Origin of the sequence: Rhodococcus maanshanensis NBRC 100610, from assembly GCF_001894865.1 — a bacterium.
Classification (GTDB): domain Bacteria; phylum Actinomycetota; class Actinomycetes; order Mycobacteriales; family Mycobacteriaceae; genus Rhodococcus_G; species Rhodococcus_G maanshanensis.
In genome coordinates this window covers 1-15,487 of the sequence record NZ_BCXA01000025.1, presented here as the reverse complement: position 1 = coordinate 15,487, position 15,487 = coordinate 1, and the positions used below count along the sequence as shown (strand labels likewise).

Annotated in this window: 15 protein-coding genes and 2 pseudogenes; 9 read left to right on the top strand and 8 right to left on the bottom strand. The window is 70.8% G+C overall.

Annotated features, from left to right (window positions below; genetic code table 11):
* Nucleotides 1-73: 73 nt before the first annotated feature.
* A complete protein-coding gene (locus RM1_RS13245; RefSeq protein ID WP_072751797.1) occupies nucleotides 74-691 on the top strand; it encodes a TetR/AcrR family transcriptional regulator in 618 nt (205 codons plus the stop codon).
* Nucleotides 692-719: 28 nt separating this feature from the next.
* Here the strand turns inward: RM1_RS13245 and RM1_RS13240 are convergent, their stop codons facing one another.
* A complete protein-coding gene (locus tag RM1_RS13240; protein WP_072751795.1) occupies nucleotides 720-1,172 on the bottom strand; it encodes an acyl-CoA thioesterase in 453 nt (150 codons plus the stop codon).
* 15 nt (nucleotides 1,173-1,187) lie between these two features.
* On the bottom strand, nucleotides 1,188-1,595 hold the full coding sequence (locus tag RM1_RS13235; protein ID WP_072751793.1) for a helix-turn-helix transcriptional regulator: 408 nt from the start codon (nucleotides 1,593-1,595) through the stop codon (nucleotides 1,188-1,190).
* A gap of 83 nt (nucleotides 1,596-1,678) precedes the next feature.
* Between RM1_RS13235 and RM1_RS13230 the strand changes: the two genes are divergently transcribed.
* Nucleotides 1,679-2,365 (top strand): alpha/beta fold hydrolase, encoded by a 687-nt coding sequence (locus tag RM1_RS13230; protein ID WP_072751791.1) that lies wholly within the window; start codon nucleotides 1,679-1,681, stop codon nucleotides 2,363-2,365.
* Here RM1_RS13230 and RM1_RS13225 read toward each other — a convergent pair.
* Together RM1_RS13225 and RM1_RS13220 are read right to left on the bottom strand one after the other, a co-directional pair.
* On the bottom strand, nucleotides 2,340-3,497 hold the full coding sequence (locus RM1_RS13225) for a benzoate/H(+) symporter BenE family transporter (protein WP_072751909.1): 1,158 nt from the start codon (nucleotides 3,495-3,497) through the stop codon (nucleotides 2,340-2,342). The genes RM1_RS13230 and RM1_RS13225 overlap by 26 nt on opposite strands.
* A 213-nt stretch (nucleotides 3,498-3,710) precedes the next feature.
* Nucleotides 3,711-4,151 (bottom strand): VOC family protein, encoded by a 441-nt coding sequence (locus RM1_RS13220; RefSeq protein WP_072751789.1) that lies wholly within the window; start codon nucleotides 4,149-4,151, stop codon nucleotides 3,711-3,713.
* A gap of 80 nt (nucleotides 4,152-4,231) precedes the next feature.
* Between RM1_RS13220 and nagB the strand changes: the two genes are divergently transcribed.
* The 5 genes and pseudogenes from nagB to RM1_RS26825 all read left to right on the top strand — a co-directional run bounded on the left by nagB (nucleotide 4,232) and on the right by RM1_RS26825 (nucleotide 9,441).
* On the top strand, nucleotides 4,232-5,011 hold the full coding sequence (gene nagB, locus RM1_RS13215) for a glucosamine-6-phosphate deaminase (protein ID WP_072751787.1): 780 nt from the start codon (nucleotides 4,232-4,234) through the stop codon (nucleotides 5,009-5,011).
* 90 nt (nucleotides 5,012-5,101) lie between these two features.
* Nucleotides 5,102-6,367, top strand: coding sequence for a serine hydrolase domain-containing protein (locus RM1_RS13210; protein ID WP_072751785.1), 1,266 nt, complete (start codon nucleotides 5,102-5,104; stop codon nucleotides 6,365-6,367).
* An 85-nt stretch (nucleotides 6,368-6,452) separates the two neighbouring features.
* Nucleotides 6,453-8,018, top strand: a complete 1,566-nt coding sequence (locus RM1_RS13205; RefSeq protein WP_072751783.1) for a molybdopterin-dependent oxidoreductase — start codon at nucleotides 6,453-6,455, stop codon at nucleotides 8,016-8,018.
* An 82-nt stretch (nucleotides 8,019-8,100) separates the two neighbouring features.
* Nucleotides 8,101-8,592: pseudogene (locus tag RM1_RS26830) on the top strand (O-acetyl-ADP-ribose deacetylase); the annotation flags it as partial.
* Nucleotides 8,578-9,441: a sulfurtransferase gene (locus RM1_RS26825; RefSeq protein WP_245816305.1), complete on the top strand. Its 864-nt coding sequence runs from the start codon at nucleotides 8,578-8,580 to the stop codon at nucleotides 9,439-9,441. The pseudogene RM1_RS26830 and the gene RM1_RS26825, both read left to right, overlap by 15 nt.
* A 15-nt stretch (nucleotides 9,442-9,456) precedes the next feature.
* On the opposite strand, the gene RM1_RS13195 is transcribed toward RM1_RS26825, so the two are convergent.
* From RM1_RS13195 to RM1_RS13180, 4 genes are all read right to left on the bottom strand, one after another.
* Complete coding sequence (locus RM1_RS13195) at nucleotides 9,457-10,287, bottom strand: shikimate 5-dehydrogenase (RefSeq protein WP_072751907.1); 831 nt, start codon at nucleotides 10,285-10,287, stop codon at nucleotides 9,457-9,459.
* Nucleotides 10,288-10,342: 55 nt separating this feature from the next.
* The gene (locus tag RM1_RS13190) at nucleotides 10,343-10,804 is read right to left on the bottom strand and encodes a hypothetical protein (protein WP_072751779.1); all 462 of its coding nucleotides are present in this window, start codon (nucleotides 10,802-10,804) and stop codon (nucleotides 10,343-10,345) included.
* Nucleotides 10,805-10,913: 109 nt separating this feature from the next.
* On the bottom strand, nucleotides 10,914-11,858 hold the full coding sequence (locus RM1_RS13185; RefSeq protein WP_072751778.1) for an esterase/lipase family protein: 945 nt from the start codon (nucleotides 11,856-11,858) through the stop codon (nucleotides 10,914-10,916).
* Nucleotides 11,859-11,956: 98 nt separating this feature from the next.
* Nucleotides 11,957-12,274 carry a hypothetical protein gene (locus RM1_RS13180; protein ID WP_072751777.1) on the bottom strand — a complete coding sequence of 106 codons (318 nt, stop codon included), beginning with the start codon at nucleotides 12,272-12,274 and terminating at the stop codon, nucleotides 11,957-11,959.
* Nucleotides 12,275-12,378: 104 nt separating this feature from the next.
* Between RM1_RS13180 and RM1_RS13175 the strand changes: the two genes are divergently transcribed.
* Nucleotides 12,379-15,228: a DEAD/DEAH box helicase gene (locus RM1_RS13175; protein ID WP_072751775.1), complete on the top strand. Its 2,850-nt coding sequence runs from the start codon at nucleotides 12,379-12,381 to the stop codon at nucleotides 15,226-15,228.
* Nucleotides 15,225-15,487, top strand: a pseudogene (locus tag RM1_RS13170) (SWIM zinc finger family protein); the annotation flags it as partial. The gene RM1_RS13175 and the pseudogene RM1_RS13170, both read left to right, overlap by 4 nt.

Here is a 15,487-nt window from a genome sequence, read left to right as displayed (position 1 = left end):
CGCTTCCCGAGAGCGGGGCGTTCGGCGTTGCTGGCATCTGTCGGCGCGGTCGGGGCGACTACGCTTCACGGCCATGGCCACCACTGACTCCGCGGAACGCTCGGGCAGGTTGTCGCGTGCGCGGATCCTCGAGATCGCCTTGGAGCACTTCGCGATTCATGGCTATCGGGGCAGTTCCCTTGCGCGGATCGCGGCCGAGGTCGGGATCTCCCAGCCCGGACTGTTGCACCATTTCCCCAATAAGGCGGCGCTGTTGATGGCGGTGCTCGCCGAGCGGGATGTGCAGGATCTGCACGCGACGGGCACCGATCCCGAGACCCTGTCCGAGATGGACTTCGCGGAGCTGATCGCCTTCCTCGTCCGGATCGCCCGCCACAACGTCCAGAATCGCGACCTGGTCCAGCTCGCGCACCTGACAGCCGCCGAGGCCACAGGATCGGAGCACCCCGCCCGCGAGTGGGTGGTCGGCCGACAGAAGTTCCTCCAGTCGATGATCGAATCGTCGCTCCGCCGCGGTGTCGAGGACGGTTCGGTGCGCAGCGACGTCGATCCGCGGCTGACCACTCTGGTGCTGGTCGCCGCGATGGAGGGGTTGGAGAATCAATGGCTGGTCGACGACGAGGTGGACATGGTCGGTTCCTTCGTCCAGTTCGCCGAACAGCTGCAACGAGCGGTGGCACCGACCGACTGATCACCCGCCCGCGCCGGGTCCTCCCGGCTCAGGAGGGACGGGTCAACTGGCTCACCGCGCTGCGGATCTCCTCGGGTATCGCCACCGGACGCCTGGTCTGGGCGTCCACGTAGACGTGCACGAAGCGTCCCGTGGCGGCGAGGTCGAGCGCGCCCCGCTCGCCGACCCGGAAGATCGCCAGCGCGTAGACGATGCTGCGGGTGCCGAGCCGGGCCACCGACAGGCCGACCTGCAGCTGGTCGGGGAAGCTCAGTTCGCTGTGGTACCTGCACGAGGTCTCGGCGACCACGCCGATCGCGGGCAGGTCGCGGATGTCGACGCCGACGGTCGACATCAGCCAGCCGTTCACCGCGGTGTCGAAGTACGAGTAGTAGGTGACGTTGTTGACGTGGCCGTAGTGGTCGTTGTCCGCCCAGCGGGTCGGCACCGGCCACAGCACGGGGTAGTCGGCGGCGGTGGGTTCGGTTTGGGCGGAGGTCATGGTGGCGACCTTAGATCAGGCGTGTCGGGACAGGTGCCTCGGCGGCGGCGGCGTGTGGATCAGCGAATCGACCAGCTTGGCCATCGCCGAACCGGCGGCGTCGGTGGCGGTGGGCCCGAGCGCGACGAGCGAGACGATGAGGGCCGCGGCCTCCCCGGGCGTGAGTGTGATCGGGTCGACGTGGCGCCTGGCGTCGATGGCGTACCCGCCGCCGGGCCCGTTGCGGACCTCGATCGGGATGCCGGCCTCGCGCATTCGGGCGATGTCGCGCTCGACGGTTCGCGGGGTGACGCGGACCGTGTCGGCCAGTGCGCGCGCCGTCGTGAACTCCGGTGACCTGGCGCGCAGGCACTCGATCACCGCGTGCTGGCGTTCGATGCGCCGCAGCGTCAGGTGGGGGTCGGTGGACTTCGAGAAGGCCATGGCGACAAGGTTATAGAAGCCGACACCTGCTTGTCGGGCTCTCTGTCTAGTGTTGCGTTCACCCTCACATCCAAGGAGCGCGCATGAACACCGAACCGACGTCGACACCGATCGTTTTCCTCAGCGGCGCAGGACTTCCGGCCTGGATCTGGGACGAGGTGCGAGCCTCGCTGCCCGTCGACTCGGTCGTCGCGTCGTACCCGAAGCACCAGGATGCGACGCTGAGGGACTACGCGGAGGCGGCGCTGGCGCAGGCGCCAGACGGTGAGTTCACCGTGGTGGCACATTCCATCGGTGGCGTCGTGGCGAGCGAGATCGCGGCCGTCGCGCCCGCGCGGGTGGCCGGGCTGCTCGGTGTCGCGGCCTCGGTCCCGGCGGCGGGCCGCTCGTTCCTCGGCGCGCTGCCCGCCCCGCAGCGGCACATCGTCGGGCTGATCATGCGCATCGCGGGTACCCGGCCGCCCGAGAAGGCGATCCGCTCGGGCCTGTGCGCCGGTCTCGGCGAGGACGAGGTCGCGCGCATCGTCGCGGACTTCGCGCCGGAATCGCAGCGCCTCTACCGGGATCGCGTCTCGGCTCGGACCCTGCCCGCGCGCACCGGCTACGTCGTGACGACGGCGGACAAGGAGTTCCCTGCTGCCCTGCAGAGCCGGTACGCCGACGAGCTCGGAACACCGTGGCGGCGCGAGATGGCGACGGGCCACCTGCCGATGCTGCAGGATCCGGCGACGATGGGTCAGATCCTCAAGGAGTTCGCGGCCGGGGCCTGACGCCGCGCACCACCAGCCGGAAGAGCAGCCCGGCCACCAGGGCCCAGAAGGCCGACCCGATGCCGAGGATGGCGACCCCCGACGCGGCGATCAGGAAGGTGAGCACGGCCGCCTCGCGGTCGGCTTCGTCGGCGACCGCCGCCGCCAGCGAGCCGCCGAGCGTCGCCAGCAGTGCCAGACCCGCGACGGCCTCGACCACGCCCTGCGGCGCGGCGACGACCAGCGCCGCCAGCGCAGCCGAGCACAGCGCGAGCACCAGGTAGGAACAGCCAGCGGTGAAGGCGGCCACCCAGCGCCGTTTCGGGTCCGGGTGCGCGGAGGGTGCGGCGGCCAGGGCGGCACTGATGGCGGCGAGGTTGATCGCGTGGCCGCCCGCGGGTGCGCCGATCACGGTGCCGATGCCGGTGACGGTCATCGCCGACTTCCACGGCACCCGGTACCCGAAGGACGACATCACCGCGGTGCCCGGGATGTTCTGCGAGGCCATCGTCACGATGTACAGCGGTACCGCGATGCCGACCAGCGCCTGCCACGTCCAGTGCGGAGCCGTGAGGTCGAGCGTCGGCGCAAGGGCGGACGTGTCGAGTGAGCCGTCGCCGACGGTGATGCTGATGGCGATCACCACCGCGGCCGCGGCGAAGGCCGCGGGCACGGCCCAGCGCCGGGAGAACCGCAGCAGGACCAGCCAGACGAGGACGACAGGGGCGACGGCGGCGGGGGAGTCGCGGAAAGCGGTGACCGGGGCGAGGCAGAGCGGGAGCAGCACCCCCGCGAGCATGGCCTGGGCGAGCGCGGTGGGAATCGCGGCGATCAGCCGGCCGAGCCGGGGCCAGAGGCCGGTGAGGGTGACCGCGAGGCCGACGACGATGAAGGCACCAACCGCCGCGGGCCAGCCGCCGACCACCAGGCCGGTTCCCGCCAGCAGCGCGGCGCCGGGGGTGGACCAGGCCAGGGTGATCGGCATCCGGTAGCGGCGGGAGAGCCAGAGCATGCCGATCGCCTGGGTGACGCACAACGCCATCAGGCCGGACGCGGCCTCGGTTGGACTCGCTCCGACCGCGCGCAGGCCGGTGAGCACCACGGCGAAGGAACTGGTGAAGCCGACGAGCGCGGTGACCACGCCCGCGCTGATCGGGTGCGAGAGTCCCGGATCGCGCGCGACCGCGGGCTCCGCCTGTTCGGCTCCCGTCGGTTCGGGCTCGAAGGTTCGTGACACGACCGCCATCTTGCCGCAGTCGGGTGCGCGGCCCCCGTCGAGTGTGCACCTGCCGTCGCGCTACCTGGGCGTTTGCCCCGTCGACTGCACACTCGGCGAGGTGGCCGGCCAGGTGCCGACCGTCTTGCGTCAGCCGATCTGCTCGAACAGGGACACGATGATCCCTTCGGGCCCACGCACGTAGGCCATCCGCACGCTGTTCTCGTACTCACCGATGCCGCCGATGAGCCCGTACCCGTCCGCAGCCACCGCGTCGACGGCCGCCTGGAGGTCGCCGACCTCGAAGGACACATTGCGCAGCCCGAGCTCGTTGGCCATCGCAGTTGGTGATCCGGGCACGTGGTCGGGCGTGACGAAGGTCGCGAGCTCCAGCCGGGACCCTCCGCCGGGCGGCCGCAGCATTGCGATCTCACAGTGTGCGCCGGGGATGCCGCAGACGGTCTCCACGAACTCACCCTCCACGGATCCGGTGCCCTCCACCTCGAGACCCAGTCCGACGAAGAACGCCGTTGCCGAGTCGAGGTCCGCAACGGTGATGCCGATGTGGTCGAAACGTTGTACATGTGCCATGGGATCCATCCTCCATCTCCCGGCCATGAGCATTGACCGTCCGCCAATCGAACGTTTGTCGTCGGTAGGGTGGAAGCGACATGGAGATCGTGATCCGGTCCACGCCAGACGAAGTCGCCTCGACCGTTGCCGACATCGTCGAGCGCTCCGTGCGCGCCGGCCCGACGACGCTCGGTCTCGCGACCGGGTCGTCGCCGCTCGGCAGCTACCGCGAGCTGATCCGGCGGCACCACGACGACGGGTTGGACTTCTCGTCCGCCCGGGTGTTCCTGCTCGACGAGTACGTCGGGCTCCCGAAGAGCCATGAACAGTCCTACTTCTCCGTGATCAGGTCCGAATTCGTCGATCGGGTGGACCTCGACCCCGACCGGCTGCACGGCCTCGACGGACGGGCGCATGACCTGGCCGCGGAGGCCGCCCGCTACGACGCCGCGATCGCCGCGGCAGGCGGCATCGACGTGCAGCTGCTCGGGATCGGCAGCGACGGACACATCGGCTTCAACGAGCCGGGGTCGTCGTTGACCTCACGGACGCGCATCAAGACGCTCACCGAGCAGACCCGCCTCGACAACGCTAGCTTCTTCGGCAGCGTCGACGACGTCCCCCACCACGTGCTGACCCAGGGACTCGGCACCATCGGCGAGGCCCGGCACCTGGTGCTGGTCGCGGTCGGGGCGGGCAAGGCGGACGCCATCGCCGCGGCGGTGGAGGGCCCGCTGACCGCGTTCTGCCCGGCGTCGGTGCTGCAACTGCACCGGCACGCGACCGTGGTCGTCGACGAGGCGGCGGCGGGCCGGCTCGCGCTGGCCGACTACTACCGGTACGCGCTGCGGCACAAGCCGACCTGGCAGCAGTTCTGAGACGGCGGTCCTTGCGCCAAACGGGGGCGGGACCGGTCGGTGCGGAGTAGGTTCTGCAGGCAACTGCACGTCTGACGACGGGACCCGGCGATGACAGCACAGGTCGTGACCAGGACACACCGGCGGCGGGGGTTGTTGGCGGCGGCCGCTGTCACCCTGCTGATAGCAGCGGGATGCTCAGACGAATCGACCTCGGACCAATCGGCCACCACCACCCCTGCGGGCGCCGAACCGAGCGCGGAGATGGATTCGGGCGTCGCCCAACGCCTGGACGACGCCATCGACGCGACGATGAAGAAGACGTCCGTGCCCGGCGCGATAGTCGGAATCTGGGGGCCGGACGGCACATACGTCAAGGCCTTCGGCGTCGCCGACAAGTCAACCGACGCGCCGATGAAGACCGACTTCCACACCCGGATCGGCAGTCTGACCAAGACGTTCACGGCCACCGCCATCCTGCAGCTGGTAGACGAGGGCAAGGTGGGTCTCGACGACCCCATCTCGAAGTACATCGACGGCGTCCCCGCAGGCGATCAGATCACCATCCGGGAACTGGCCCGCATGCAGAGCGGGTTGGCCAACTACTCGGAGAGCCCGGAGTTCCAGCAGGCGTTCTTCGCGGATCCCAAGGCGCCCTTCACCCCGCAGCAGCTGCTGGACTATGCGTTCGCCCAACCGGCGACGTTCCCGCCCGGCCAGGGATTCCAGTACTGCAACACCAACTATGTGCTGCTGGGACTCGTGGTGGAGAAGGAGAGCGGACTGTCGCTGCCGGACTACATCAGCGAGCGGATCCTCCAACCGTTGCACATGGAGAAGACGATCTTCCCCACCACCAACGCGTTCCCGGAGCCGCACGCGCAGGGGTACACCGTGCAGACCGCCGACGGTAAGGAATCCACGGCCACCGACTGGGATCCGTCCTGGGGCTGGGCCGCGGGGGCGATGATCTCGACCCTCGAGGACATGCACATCTGGGGACCGGTGCTCGCGACCGGAACGCTGCTCAAGCCGGAGACGCAGGCGCAACGACTCGAGACGGTGAACGCGCCGGGCTACCCCGCCGACGTCGGCTACGGCCTCGGCGTGTTCGACATCGCCGGCTGGATCGGGCACAACGGCAGCCTGCCCGGGTATCAGACCGTGACGGTCTACCTGCCGGAGCAGAAGACGACCCTCGTCATCATGATCAACACCGACATCGCCTACGAGGGCAGCGAGCCGAGCACCCAGCTGGCGGCGGCGATCACCGAGATCATCTCCCCGGAGCACGTCTACCGGCTGAGCGCGGCCGAGCCGAGTCCGGAGACGACGACCCCGGAGGCGACAACCCAGTCGACCGAGCCAACCCGCTGACCAGGGGCGCCCGCCTGCGCCCATCCGCGCGACCCGTCGGCTCCGAAGACCTTGCGAACTACCATGCAAGGGAGCGGAGGCGGGCATGCCGGCAACGAGTTCGACGTCCACGGACGGGGGCCGCGCCGCCCGAACGCTGCGGCTGATCGCGCGGGCGGTGTCGGGGGTGATCGCCGCCGGCGTGGTGTTGGGCGTCGGCGAACTGTTGTCGGCGCTGACCGGGCCGGAGTCCTCGCCCTTCTTCGCGGTCGGATCGACCACGGTCGACCGCAGCCCGGCCTGGGCCAGGGAGTTCGCCATCACGACGTTCGGCACCAACGACAAGCCGGCGCTCTTCATCGGAATGTCGGTCCTCATCGCGGTGATCGCCGCGATCGCGGGCATCGTCGAACGGCCGTCGCGCCCGTACGGCAGCGCGATCCTGGCCGGGCTCGGACTGGTCGGGGTGTACGCCGCCTACAACCGGCCGGGCGCGAGCGGGGCCGATGTCGTGCCGACGGTGGTCGGGGTGATCCTGGGCATCGCGGTGCTCAGGCTGCTCACTGCCCAGCTCGACGAACCCTCGCGCGGCAGCGACGGGGGGATGGGACGGCGCCGGTTCCTGGTGCTCGCGTCGGTCGCCGTCGCGGTGGCCGCCGCCGCGGGCGTCGCAGGGCGGCAGATGAACCAGCGGCTGAGCGGGGTGCTCGAGAGCAGGCGCCGGGTGAAGGTCCCCGTGGCGCTGGACCGGGCGGCACCCATCCCGCCCGGGGCCGACCTGGGGATCCCCGGCGCGACCTCGTTCATCACCCCGAACCCGGACTTCTACCGCATCGACACCGCGCTGCAGGTGCCCCGGTTGACGACCGAGGAGTGGCGCCTGCGCATCCACGGCATGGTCGATCGCGAGGTCACACTGGACTGGGACCAGTTGCTGCGGCGGACACCCATCGAGCGTCGGATCACGTTGACCTGCGTCTCGAACGAGGTGGGCGGCGAACTGGCGGGCAATGCCACCTGGGTCGGATTCCCGATCGCCGATCTCCTCGACGAGGTCGGGGTGCGGGCCGACGCGGACATGCTGTTGTCGACGAGCGTCGACGGCTTCACCGTCGGTACGCCCGTCCAGGTGCTGCGGGACGGCCGCGACGCGTTGCTCGCCATCGCGATGAACGGCGAGCCGCTGCCGCTCGAGCACGGGTTCCCGGTCCGCCAGGTGGTGCCGGGTCTGTACGGCTTCGTCTCGGCCACCAAGTGGGTCGTCGACTGGGAGCTCACCAGATTCGATCGGGCACAGGCGTATTGGACCAAGCGTGGATGGGGCGATCGGGCGCCGATCAAGACGGCCTCCCGGATCGACGTGCCCGCGGCGTTCGCCCCGGTATCCGAGGGACCGGTGACGGTCGCGGGCACCGCCTGGGCGCAGCACCGCGGCATCGAGCGGGTGGAGGTACGGGTGGACGAGGGCCCGTGGCAGCCCGCGACCCTCGCGCCGGAGTACTCCATCGACACCTGGCGCCAGTGGAGCTGGCAGTGGGACGCACCCGCGGGCGTGCACAACGTGCAGGTGCGCGCGACCGACCTCGACGGCAACGTGCAGGTGGAGGAGCGCACCCAGCCGATCCCCGACGGCGCCACCGGCTGGCACAGCCGCACCATCACCGTGCGCTGACCTCGCCGAGTGTGCACTTGCTGTCGCGCTTCCTGGGGGTTTGCCACCGCAACTGCACACTCGGCGGAGGTACGGTGTGGCCATGGTGGCTATCGAGGTGATTCGCGGGGACATCACCACCGTCCGGGCGGACGCGATCGTGAACGCGGCGAACTCCGGACTGCTCGGCGGCGGGGGAGTGGACGGAGCCATCCACCGGGCGGGTGGCCCGAGCATCCTCGAGGAGTGTCGACGGCTGCGCGCGAGCACGCTGCCGGACGGCCTGCCCGCGGGCGACGCCGTCGCGACCACCGCGGGAGATCTGCCCGCGCGCTGGGTGATTCACACGGTTGGTCCGGTGTACTCGGCCGACGAGGACCGTTCGGCCGTGCTGCGCTCGGCCTACACCCGCAGCCTCGAGATCGCCGACGAACTGGGCGCGCGGACGGTGGCGTTCCCGCTGATCTCGGCGGGTGTCTACGGCTGGCCGCACGCCGACGCCGTGCGGCAGGCGGTCTCCGCGGTGCGCGGCTCCGGCACCTCGGTGCGGACTGTCACCTTCGTCGCGTTCGGCGAGCCGATGGCCGAGCTGCTGCGGCGCGAGCTCGGGGTGCTCGTCTCCGCCGAGGAACTCGCGGCCCGGCTGGACGGACCCCGACCGCCGGTACTGCTCGACGTCCGCTGGGCGCTCGGCGATCCGAACGGCCGGGAGCACTTCCACGACGGCCACATTCCCGGCGCCGCGTTCGTTGACCTGGAAACCGAGCTGGCCGCGCCGCCCGCACCGGAACTCGGCAGGCACCCGCTCCCGGAGGTCGCCGACCTGCAGTCCGCGGCGAGACGGTGGGGGATCGACACCGGTGACGCCGTCGTTGTCTACGACGCCACCGGGAACACCGCCGCCGCGCGCGCCTGGTGGTTGTTGCGTTGGGCCGGGGTGTCCGACGTCCGGATGCTCGACGGCGGTCTGTCCGCCTGGACCTCGGCGGGGCTCGAACTGGAATCCGGTGCGGGCCAACCGGTGCGGACCGGGAACGTGGTGCTCACCGCGGGACACCTGCCGACGGTGACGGCGGGCGAGGCCGCCGAGCTCGCGGCGGACGGGGTGCTGCTCGACGCCCGCGCCGCCGAGCGTTACCGCGGCGAGGTGGAGCCGGTGGACCCCCGCGCGGGTCACATCCCGGGTGCCCGCAGCGCCCCGACGACCGAGAACCTCGACGGTGCAGGACGATTCGCGGACGCAGAGACGCTGCGTCGACGGTTCGCCGGGCTGGGCGCCGACGGTTCGGCGCCGGTCGCGGTCTACTGCGGTTCGGGGGTGACGGCCGCGCACCAGATCGCCGCGCTCGCCATCGCCGGGATCGAGGCGGCCCTGTACCCGGGCTCGTGGTCGCAGTGGTCCGGCGACCCGGACCGTCCCGCGGCGACCGGCCCGACCCCGTAGGCCCGGCCCACCCGGTCAGGACCGCGAATACTCGGAGGCCCTGCGGATCTGCTCGGGGGTCGGGCGCACGCCGGTGTAGAGCTCGAACTGGGCGGCGGCCTGCAGCGCGATCACCTCGGCGCCGGTGATGACGGTCGTGCCCTGCTCGGTCGCCGCGCGGATCAGCGGGGTCTGCGGCGGCAAGGCCACTACGTCGAACACGGCGTCGGCCGCGCCGACGGCCTCGCGGGGGAAGGGCGAGAGCTCTGCCCCTGGCCCGCCGGACATCCCGATCGGGGTGGCGTTCACCAGCAACCCCGGCCGCAGCTCGCCCATGTCCGCGCGCCAGTCGAAGCCGTACTGGTCGGCGAGCGCCCGCCCGGTGGCCTCGTTGCGCGCGATGACCGTCACCTCGCCGAACCCGTTGTCGCGCAATGCTGCCACCACGGCCTTGGCCATCCCGCCGCTACCGGCGACGGCGGCGGTCAGCGTCGGGGGGACCCGGTGCTCGGCGAGCAGCATCGCGACCGCTTCGTAGTCTGTGTTGTAGGCGTGCAGCACACCGCCGGAGTTCACGATGGTGTTCACCGAGGCGATGGCGGCGGCCGAATCGTGCATCACGTCGACGTGCTCGATGCAGGCCTCCTTGAACGGCATCGAGACGCCGCAGCCGCGGATGCCGAGGGCCCGGATGCCCGCGATGGCGGCGGGCAGGTCGGTGGTGGTGAACGCCTTGTAGACAAAGTCCAGGCCCAGTTCCTCGTAGAGGTAGTTGTGGAACCGGGTCCCGATGTTCGACGGCCGCGCCGCGAGGGACATGCAGAGGCGGGTGTCCTTGGTCAGGGCTTCTCGGATGGATCGGCTCACCTGCTCGACGCTATCGCCGGTGACGGCCGGTAGTCCACCGGGTCGGCCGGCCAACTCAATACACGTTGATCTCGGTGACGCTGGGGACGTGCGGACGATCGGTGGTCAGCGTGACCTCGACGCGGCCGGACCCCGTCTCGAGGTGCGTCCACGGCTCCGCCGGGAAGTCGATCAGCCCGCCACTGACCTCGGCGGACCACGATCCTGCAGCGCCGGTACCCAGGTTGCGCCAGTGCAGCGTTGCCGATACCGAGCACAGCTCTCCTGGCGTCGTCGAGATGCCGACGAACGTCGCGTTCAGTCGAACGTAGACCAGCCCGGGGAGCCCGTCCGTGGCGACGGTGACGCCTCCGATTCGGCCGCCGCACGCGAGTCCGTCGGCGACGGTCGCCGTGTCCGGGATGTTCACCCACCTGTCCTGGGTCGGATCCGCCGTCGCGGGGGCGCAGGCACCGAACGCCCCGGCCAGCACCAAGCCGCCGATCGCGATCGACCTGCCGAGCGTGGCAAGAGACATGGCGCTCCGATCGTCGTCGGACAGTGGTCCGACCGTACATCGGCGCGGCGCCGACGCCGGTGCGGATCGGTGACCGGGACAGCGTGTCCGCGGTCACCGACCCGGACGATCAGCCCGTGAACGGCGGGACGAACATGCACGGCACCTCGCGCCGGTGCGCCGGGTCGAGCGCGTTGAACACCATGTACGCGGCGCGCTTGGAGCCGGCGACGGCGGCGTGCTCGGAGTAGTCCTGCGCGCAGGTGTCCTGCACGACGATGTTGTTCACCGTGTATCCGGGAGGCCCGGGCACCTGGCCCTGTGACAGGGCGATGGCCTCGTCGTACCGGGTGGAGATGTTGGTGTAGTTCACGCCCTTGACGTAGGGGGTGCCGCCTGCGTTGATCTTCTTGATCAGTGCCGAATCGGCGGTCATCTCCCCGCAGCCCTGGCACACGGGGATCGAGGTCTCGGCCACGCCCAACTTCTCGGCGAAGGCGGGCAGCGCGTCGACGCCGAGGGTGGTCAGGCCCAGCCACGGCGGCGCGACGGAGACGTAGTTGGTGATCTTGCCCTCGCCGCCGAGGTGCTTGAGGTAGTACGTCGGGATCAGCGTGCCCTGCGAGTGGCCGACGACGTCGACGGTCTTTGCGCCGGTGGCGGACAGCACTCGCTCGACGAAGGTCTTGAACTCACCGGCGCTGTTCTCGAGCGGACCCATCCCGCCGATCGCCGAGACCGGCCATGGTGCGCCGGGGATCGCCCCGTAGGTCAGGGCGAACACGCAGAAGCCCGCATTCTTGAGCATCGGGACGTAGGCGCCCCAGTTGGTCTGCTGTCCGCCGCCCGTGCCGTGCACCAGCACCACCGGTCGCGGGTGCTCCGCGGTCGGCTTGCATCCGAAGTCGTTCGCGCCGGGCAGCGAGCCGCCGGGGTTGGCCAGCTCGTCCGGGATGCCCGCGAAGAAGTTGTAGTTCTCGGGTAGCGGCTCGGCCTGGGCCGTTCCCGCTGCGAACGGCAGGACCAGTGCGGCCAGCGTCGCGATCAAGGCCGCGGTGCGTGATGCCCGGAACATGTACCCCCCAATTGTTGGATGGATCACTGTGATTGCGGATCACAGCAACCTAGCAAGTGCTCGGTTGGTTGCATAGGGGTGAAATCGGGCAGGCACCGTCAGGGCATCGGGAACCTGGTGGCGGTGATGGAATCGAGGTTGCTGCCGTCGTGGCCGATCAACCACGAGCCGCCCTGGCGCTCACAGTTCGCGATGTCGTCGAAGACCCGCATCAGGAAGTAGATGGACAGGTCGGGCGAGGGCGTGAGCGCCAACTGGTGCGACTCGCCGGGCCTGGTCATGTCCAGCCACACGCCGGACTGCCCGTCCAGCCGCAGGCCGACGATGTGCGCGGCGTCGACGAATTGGTATCTCCGTTGCTGCCACGGCGTGCTGTGCGAGTAGCCCTGTTCGAGCACCTGAACCAAGATGGTCATGTCTCGCTCCCGACGGGTTCCGTCAATGGCCCATTATCCCGCTGGTCAGACGGATTAATCCAGCGCCATCGCAACCTGTCGTGGCTGCCTGATTGGATGGGCGGATGGTGCACGCGGTGTGGTCCCCCGGATCGGGGCTGATGCTGTGGCGCGACGGCGGCGCACCCGAGCCTGCGGACCACGACATCGAGGACCTGCCCGCCTCGCTGCGGCGCGCCCTGGGCCGCAGGTTCCGGCACCGGGTCACCGTGTCGCTGCCGAACGGCGACGGCACCTTCGGTGAGGTGACGGTGCCCGCCCTCGCGCTGGCGCCGCCCGCCGCGGCCGCGCTGTTGCTCGACCTCCCCACCGGCCCGGTTCCCGGTCTCCCCGGCGACCTCCGCTTCCTCGCGCACGTCGCCACGGGAGTGCGGACCTGGGTCAGGGCGGGCCGGGTGGTGCCCGAGCTCGAACGCGCGGACGGCCAGTGGTGGGCCCGGTGGCGGCTCGTCGGCGGCGATCGGCAGCGGGCCTGGATCTCGGAGTTGGCGGCGGCGACGCCCGCCGTGCTCCGCGGATCGGCGGGTGCGCGAAAGGTCCTCGAGGACTTCGTCTTCGAGATCACCGATCCGATCGTGCGCGACCTGCTCGGCGACCGGGACGGCGGCGAGCACCCGCTGCTCGCGGCCCTCGCCGCGGGCACCCCGCTCGCGGAAGGCACCCAACGGATTGCCACCGATCTGCAGCAGTGGCGGCAGAGCCTCACCGTCGACGAGCCGGACCTGGTCCTGCGGCTGCTCGAACCGGAGGACGACGACGAGCTCGCGGTCGAGGACGACGCCCCCGTGCTCTGGCGGCTGCAGGTCTGCCTGCGGCCCGAGGGCGAGGCGCCCAGCCCGGTGCCGGTGCACCTGGGTGATCCCAAGGCCCTCACGGTCGGCGTGCGCAAGCTCGCCGAGGCGATGGCCGCCTACCCGATGCTCCGCGCGGTGCCGTCGGACCCGGACAGCCTTGACCTGCTGTTGCCGCTGGAGGTGGTGACAGACCTGGTCGCGCACGGGGCCCAGGTGCTGGCCGACGCGGGCGTCACCTTGATGCTGCCGCGCGCATGGAGCGTGGTGGCCCCGTCGCTGCGGCTGCGGGTCACCAGCCCGGCGGTGGCGGCCGACACCGAGGACAGCGCGGTCGGGATGAACCAGCTCGTCGCCTACAACTGGGAGCTCGCGCTCGGGGACATGGTGCTCACCCCCGCCGAGATGGCGCAGCTGACCCGGGCCAAGACCGACCTGGTCCGGCTGCGCGGGCAGTGGGTGCAGGCCGACAAGACCGCCCTCGCGCGGGCCGCCAAGTACGTCATCCGGCAGGCAGGCGCCGGTGGGAACACGCTCGCCGACCTCCTCGGCGAGCTCACCGCCCCGGAACCGCCGCCGGTGCCGGTTGAGGAGATCACCACCACCGGTTGGGTTGCGGGACTGCTCGATTCGGGAGCGCGGCCGACCAGCGTGCCGCAGCCGCCCGGGCTCGAGGCCCGGCTGCGGCCCTATCAGCGGCGGGGGCTGGACTGGCTCGTGTTCATGAGCGACCTCGGGCTCGGTGCGGTGCTCGCGGACGACATGGGCCTCGGCAAGACGGTGCAGCTGCTCGCGCTGCTCGCCCACGAACGCGCCGCGGGGACGGAGCCGCAGGGGCCGACCCTGCTCGTCTGTCCCATGTCCGTGGTCGGGAACTGGCAGCGCGAGGCCGCCCGGTTCACGCCGGGCCTGCGGGTACTCGTCCACCACGGCACCGACCGGCTGCGCGGCGAGCAGCTGACCGCGATGGTGGCCGAACACGACCTGGTGATCACCACCTATGCGCTGCTGGCCAGGGACACGGCCGCCCTCGGCGAGCAGAGCTGGCGCCGGGTGGTGCTCGACGAGGCCCAACACGTCAAGAACTCGGGCACCGCGCAGGCGCGGGCGGCCCGGGCCGTCCCGGCGGCGCACCGGCTCGCGCTCACCGGCACCCCCGTCGAGAACCGCCTCGACGAGCTGCGCTCGATCCTGGACTTCGTGAACCCGAGAATGCTCGGCAGCGCCCAGCAGTTCCGGGCCCGGTTCGCCGTCCCCATCGAACGCGAGCACGACGAGGGCGCTTTGGCGCGGCTGCGTACCGTCACCTCACCGTTCGTGCTGCGTCGGGTCAAGACCGATCCCGAGGTGATCTCGGATCTGCCGGAGAAGTTCGAGATGACCGTGCGCGCCAATCTCACCGCAGAGCAGGCCTCCCTCTACCGGGCCGTGCTCGACGACATGATGGAGCGGATCAGGGACACCGAGGGCGCCGCCCGCAAGGGCGCGGTGCTCGCGGCGCTGACCCGGCTCAAGCAGGTGTGCAATCACCCGGCCCACTTCCTCGGCGACGGCTCGCCGATGCTGCGCCGCGGCAGCCACCGGTCCGGCAAGCTCGGCCTCGTCGAGGACATCCTGGAGTCGGTGCTCGCCGACGGCGAGCGTGCGCTGCTGTTCACCCAGTTCCGCGAGTTCGGCTCGCTCGTGGCCCCGTACCTGGCCGAGCGGTTCGGCGCCGAGGTGCCGTTCCTGCACGGTGGGGTGTCGCGGGCCAAGCGCGACGCGATGGTGGAGGGGTTCCAGGGCGGGGACGCCGCGCCCGTCATGCTGCTCTCGCTCAAGGCAGGCGGTACCGGGCTCAACCTCACCGCGGCCAATCACGTTGTGCACCTGGACCGCTGGTGGAACCCCGCAGTCGAGAACCAGGCGACCGACCGGGCCTTCCGGATCGGTCAGCGCCGCGACGTGCAGGTCAGGAAGCTGGTGTGCGTCGGCACCCTCGAGGAGCGGATCGACGCGATGCTGGCGAGCAAGTCGGAACTGGCGGACCTCGCCGTCGGCACCGGCGAGAACTGGATCACCGAGATGTCCACCGACGAGCTCCGCGAACTGATGATGCTCGGCGAGGAGGCGGTGGGGGAATGAACCGGCGTCGAACCGATTTCAGCCAGTTCGGCACGTCGCGCGCGTCGCGCGGCGGCCCCTTTGCCCAGTCCTGGTGGGGCCGCGCGTTGGTGTCCTCGATGGAGCGGATCGCCGACTCCGGCCGGATCGCGCGCGGGCGCGGCTCCGCCCGCGCGGGACAGGTGATCAGCTACCGCATCGCGCCGGGAGCGGTGGTCGGCGAGGTGCAGGGCAGTCAGATCGACCCCTTCACCGCGACGTTCACCCTCCGCCCGCTCGA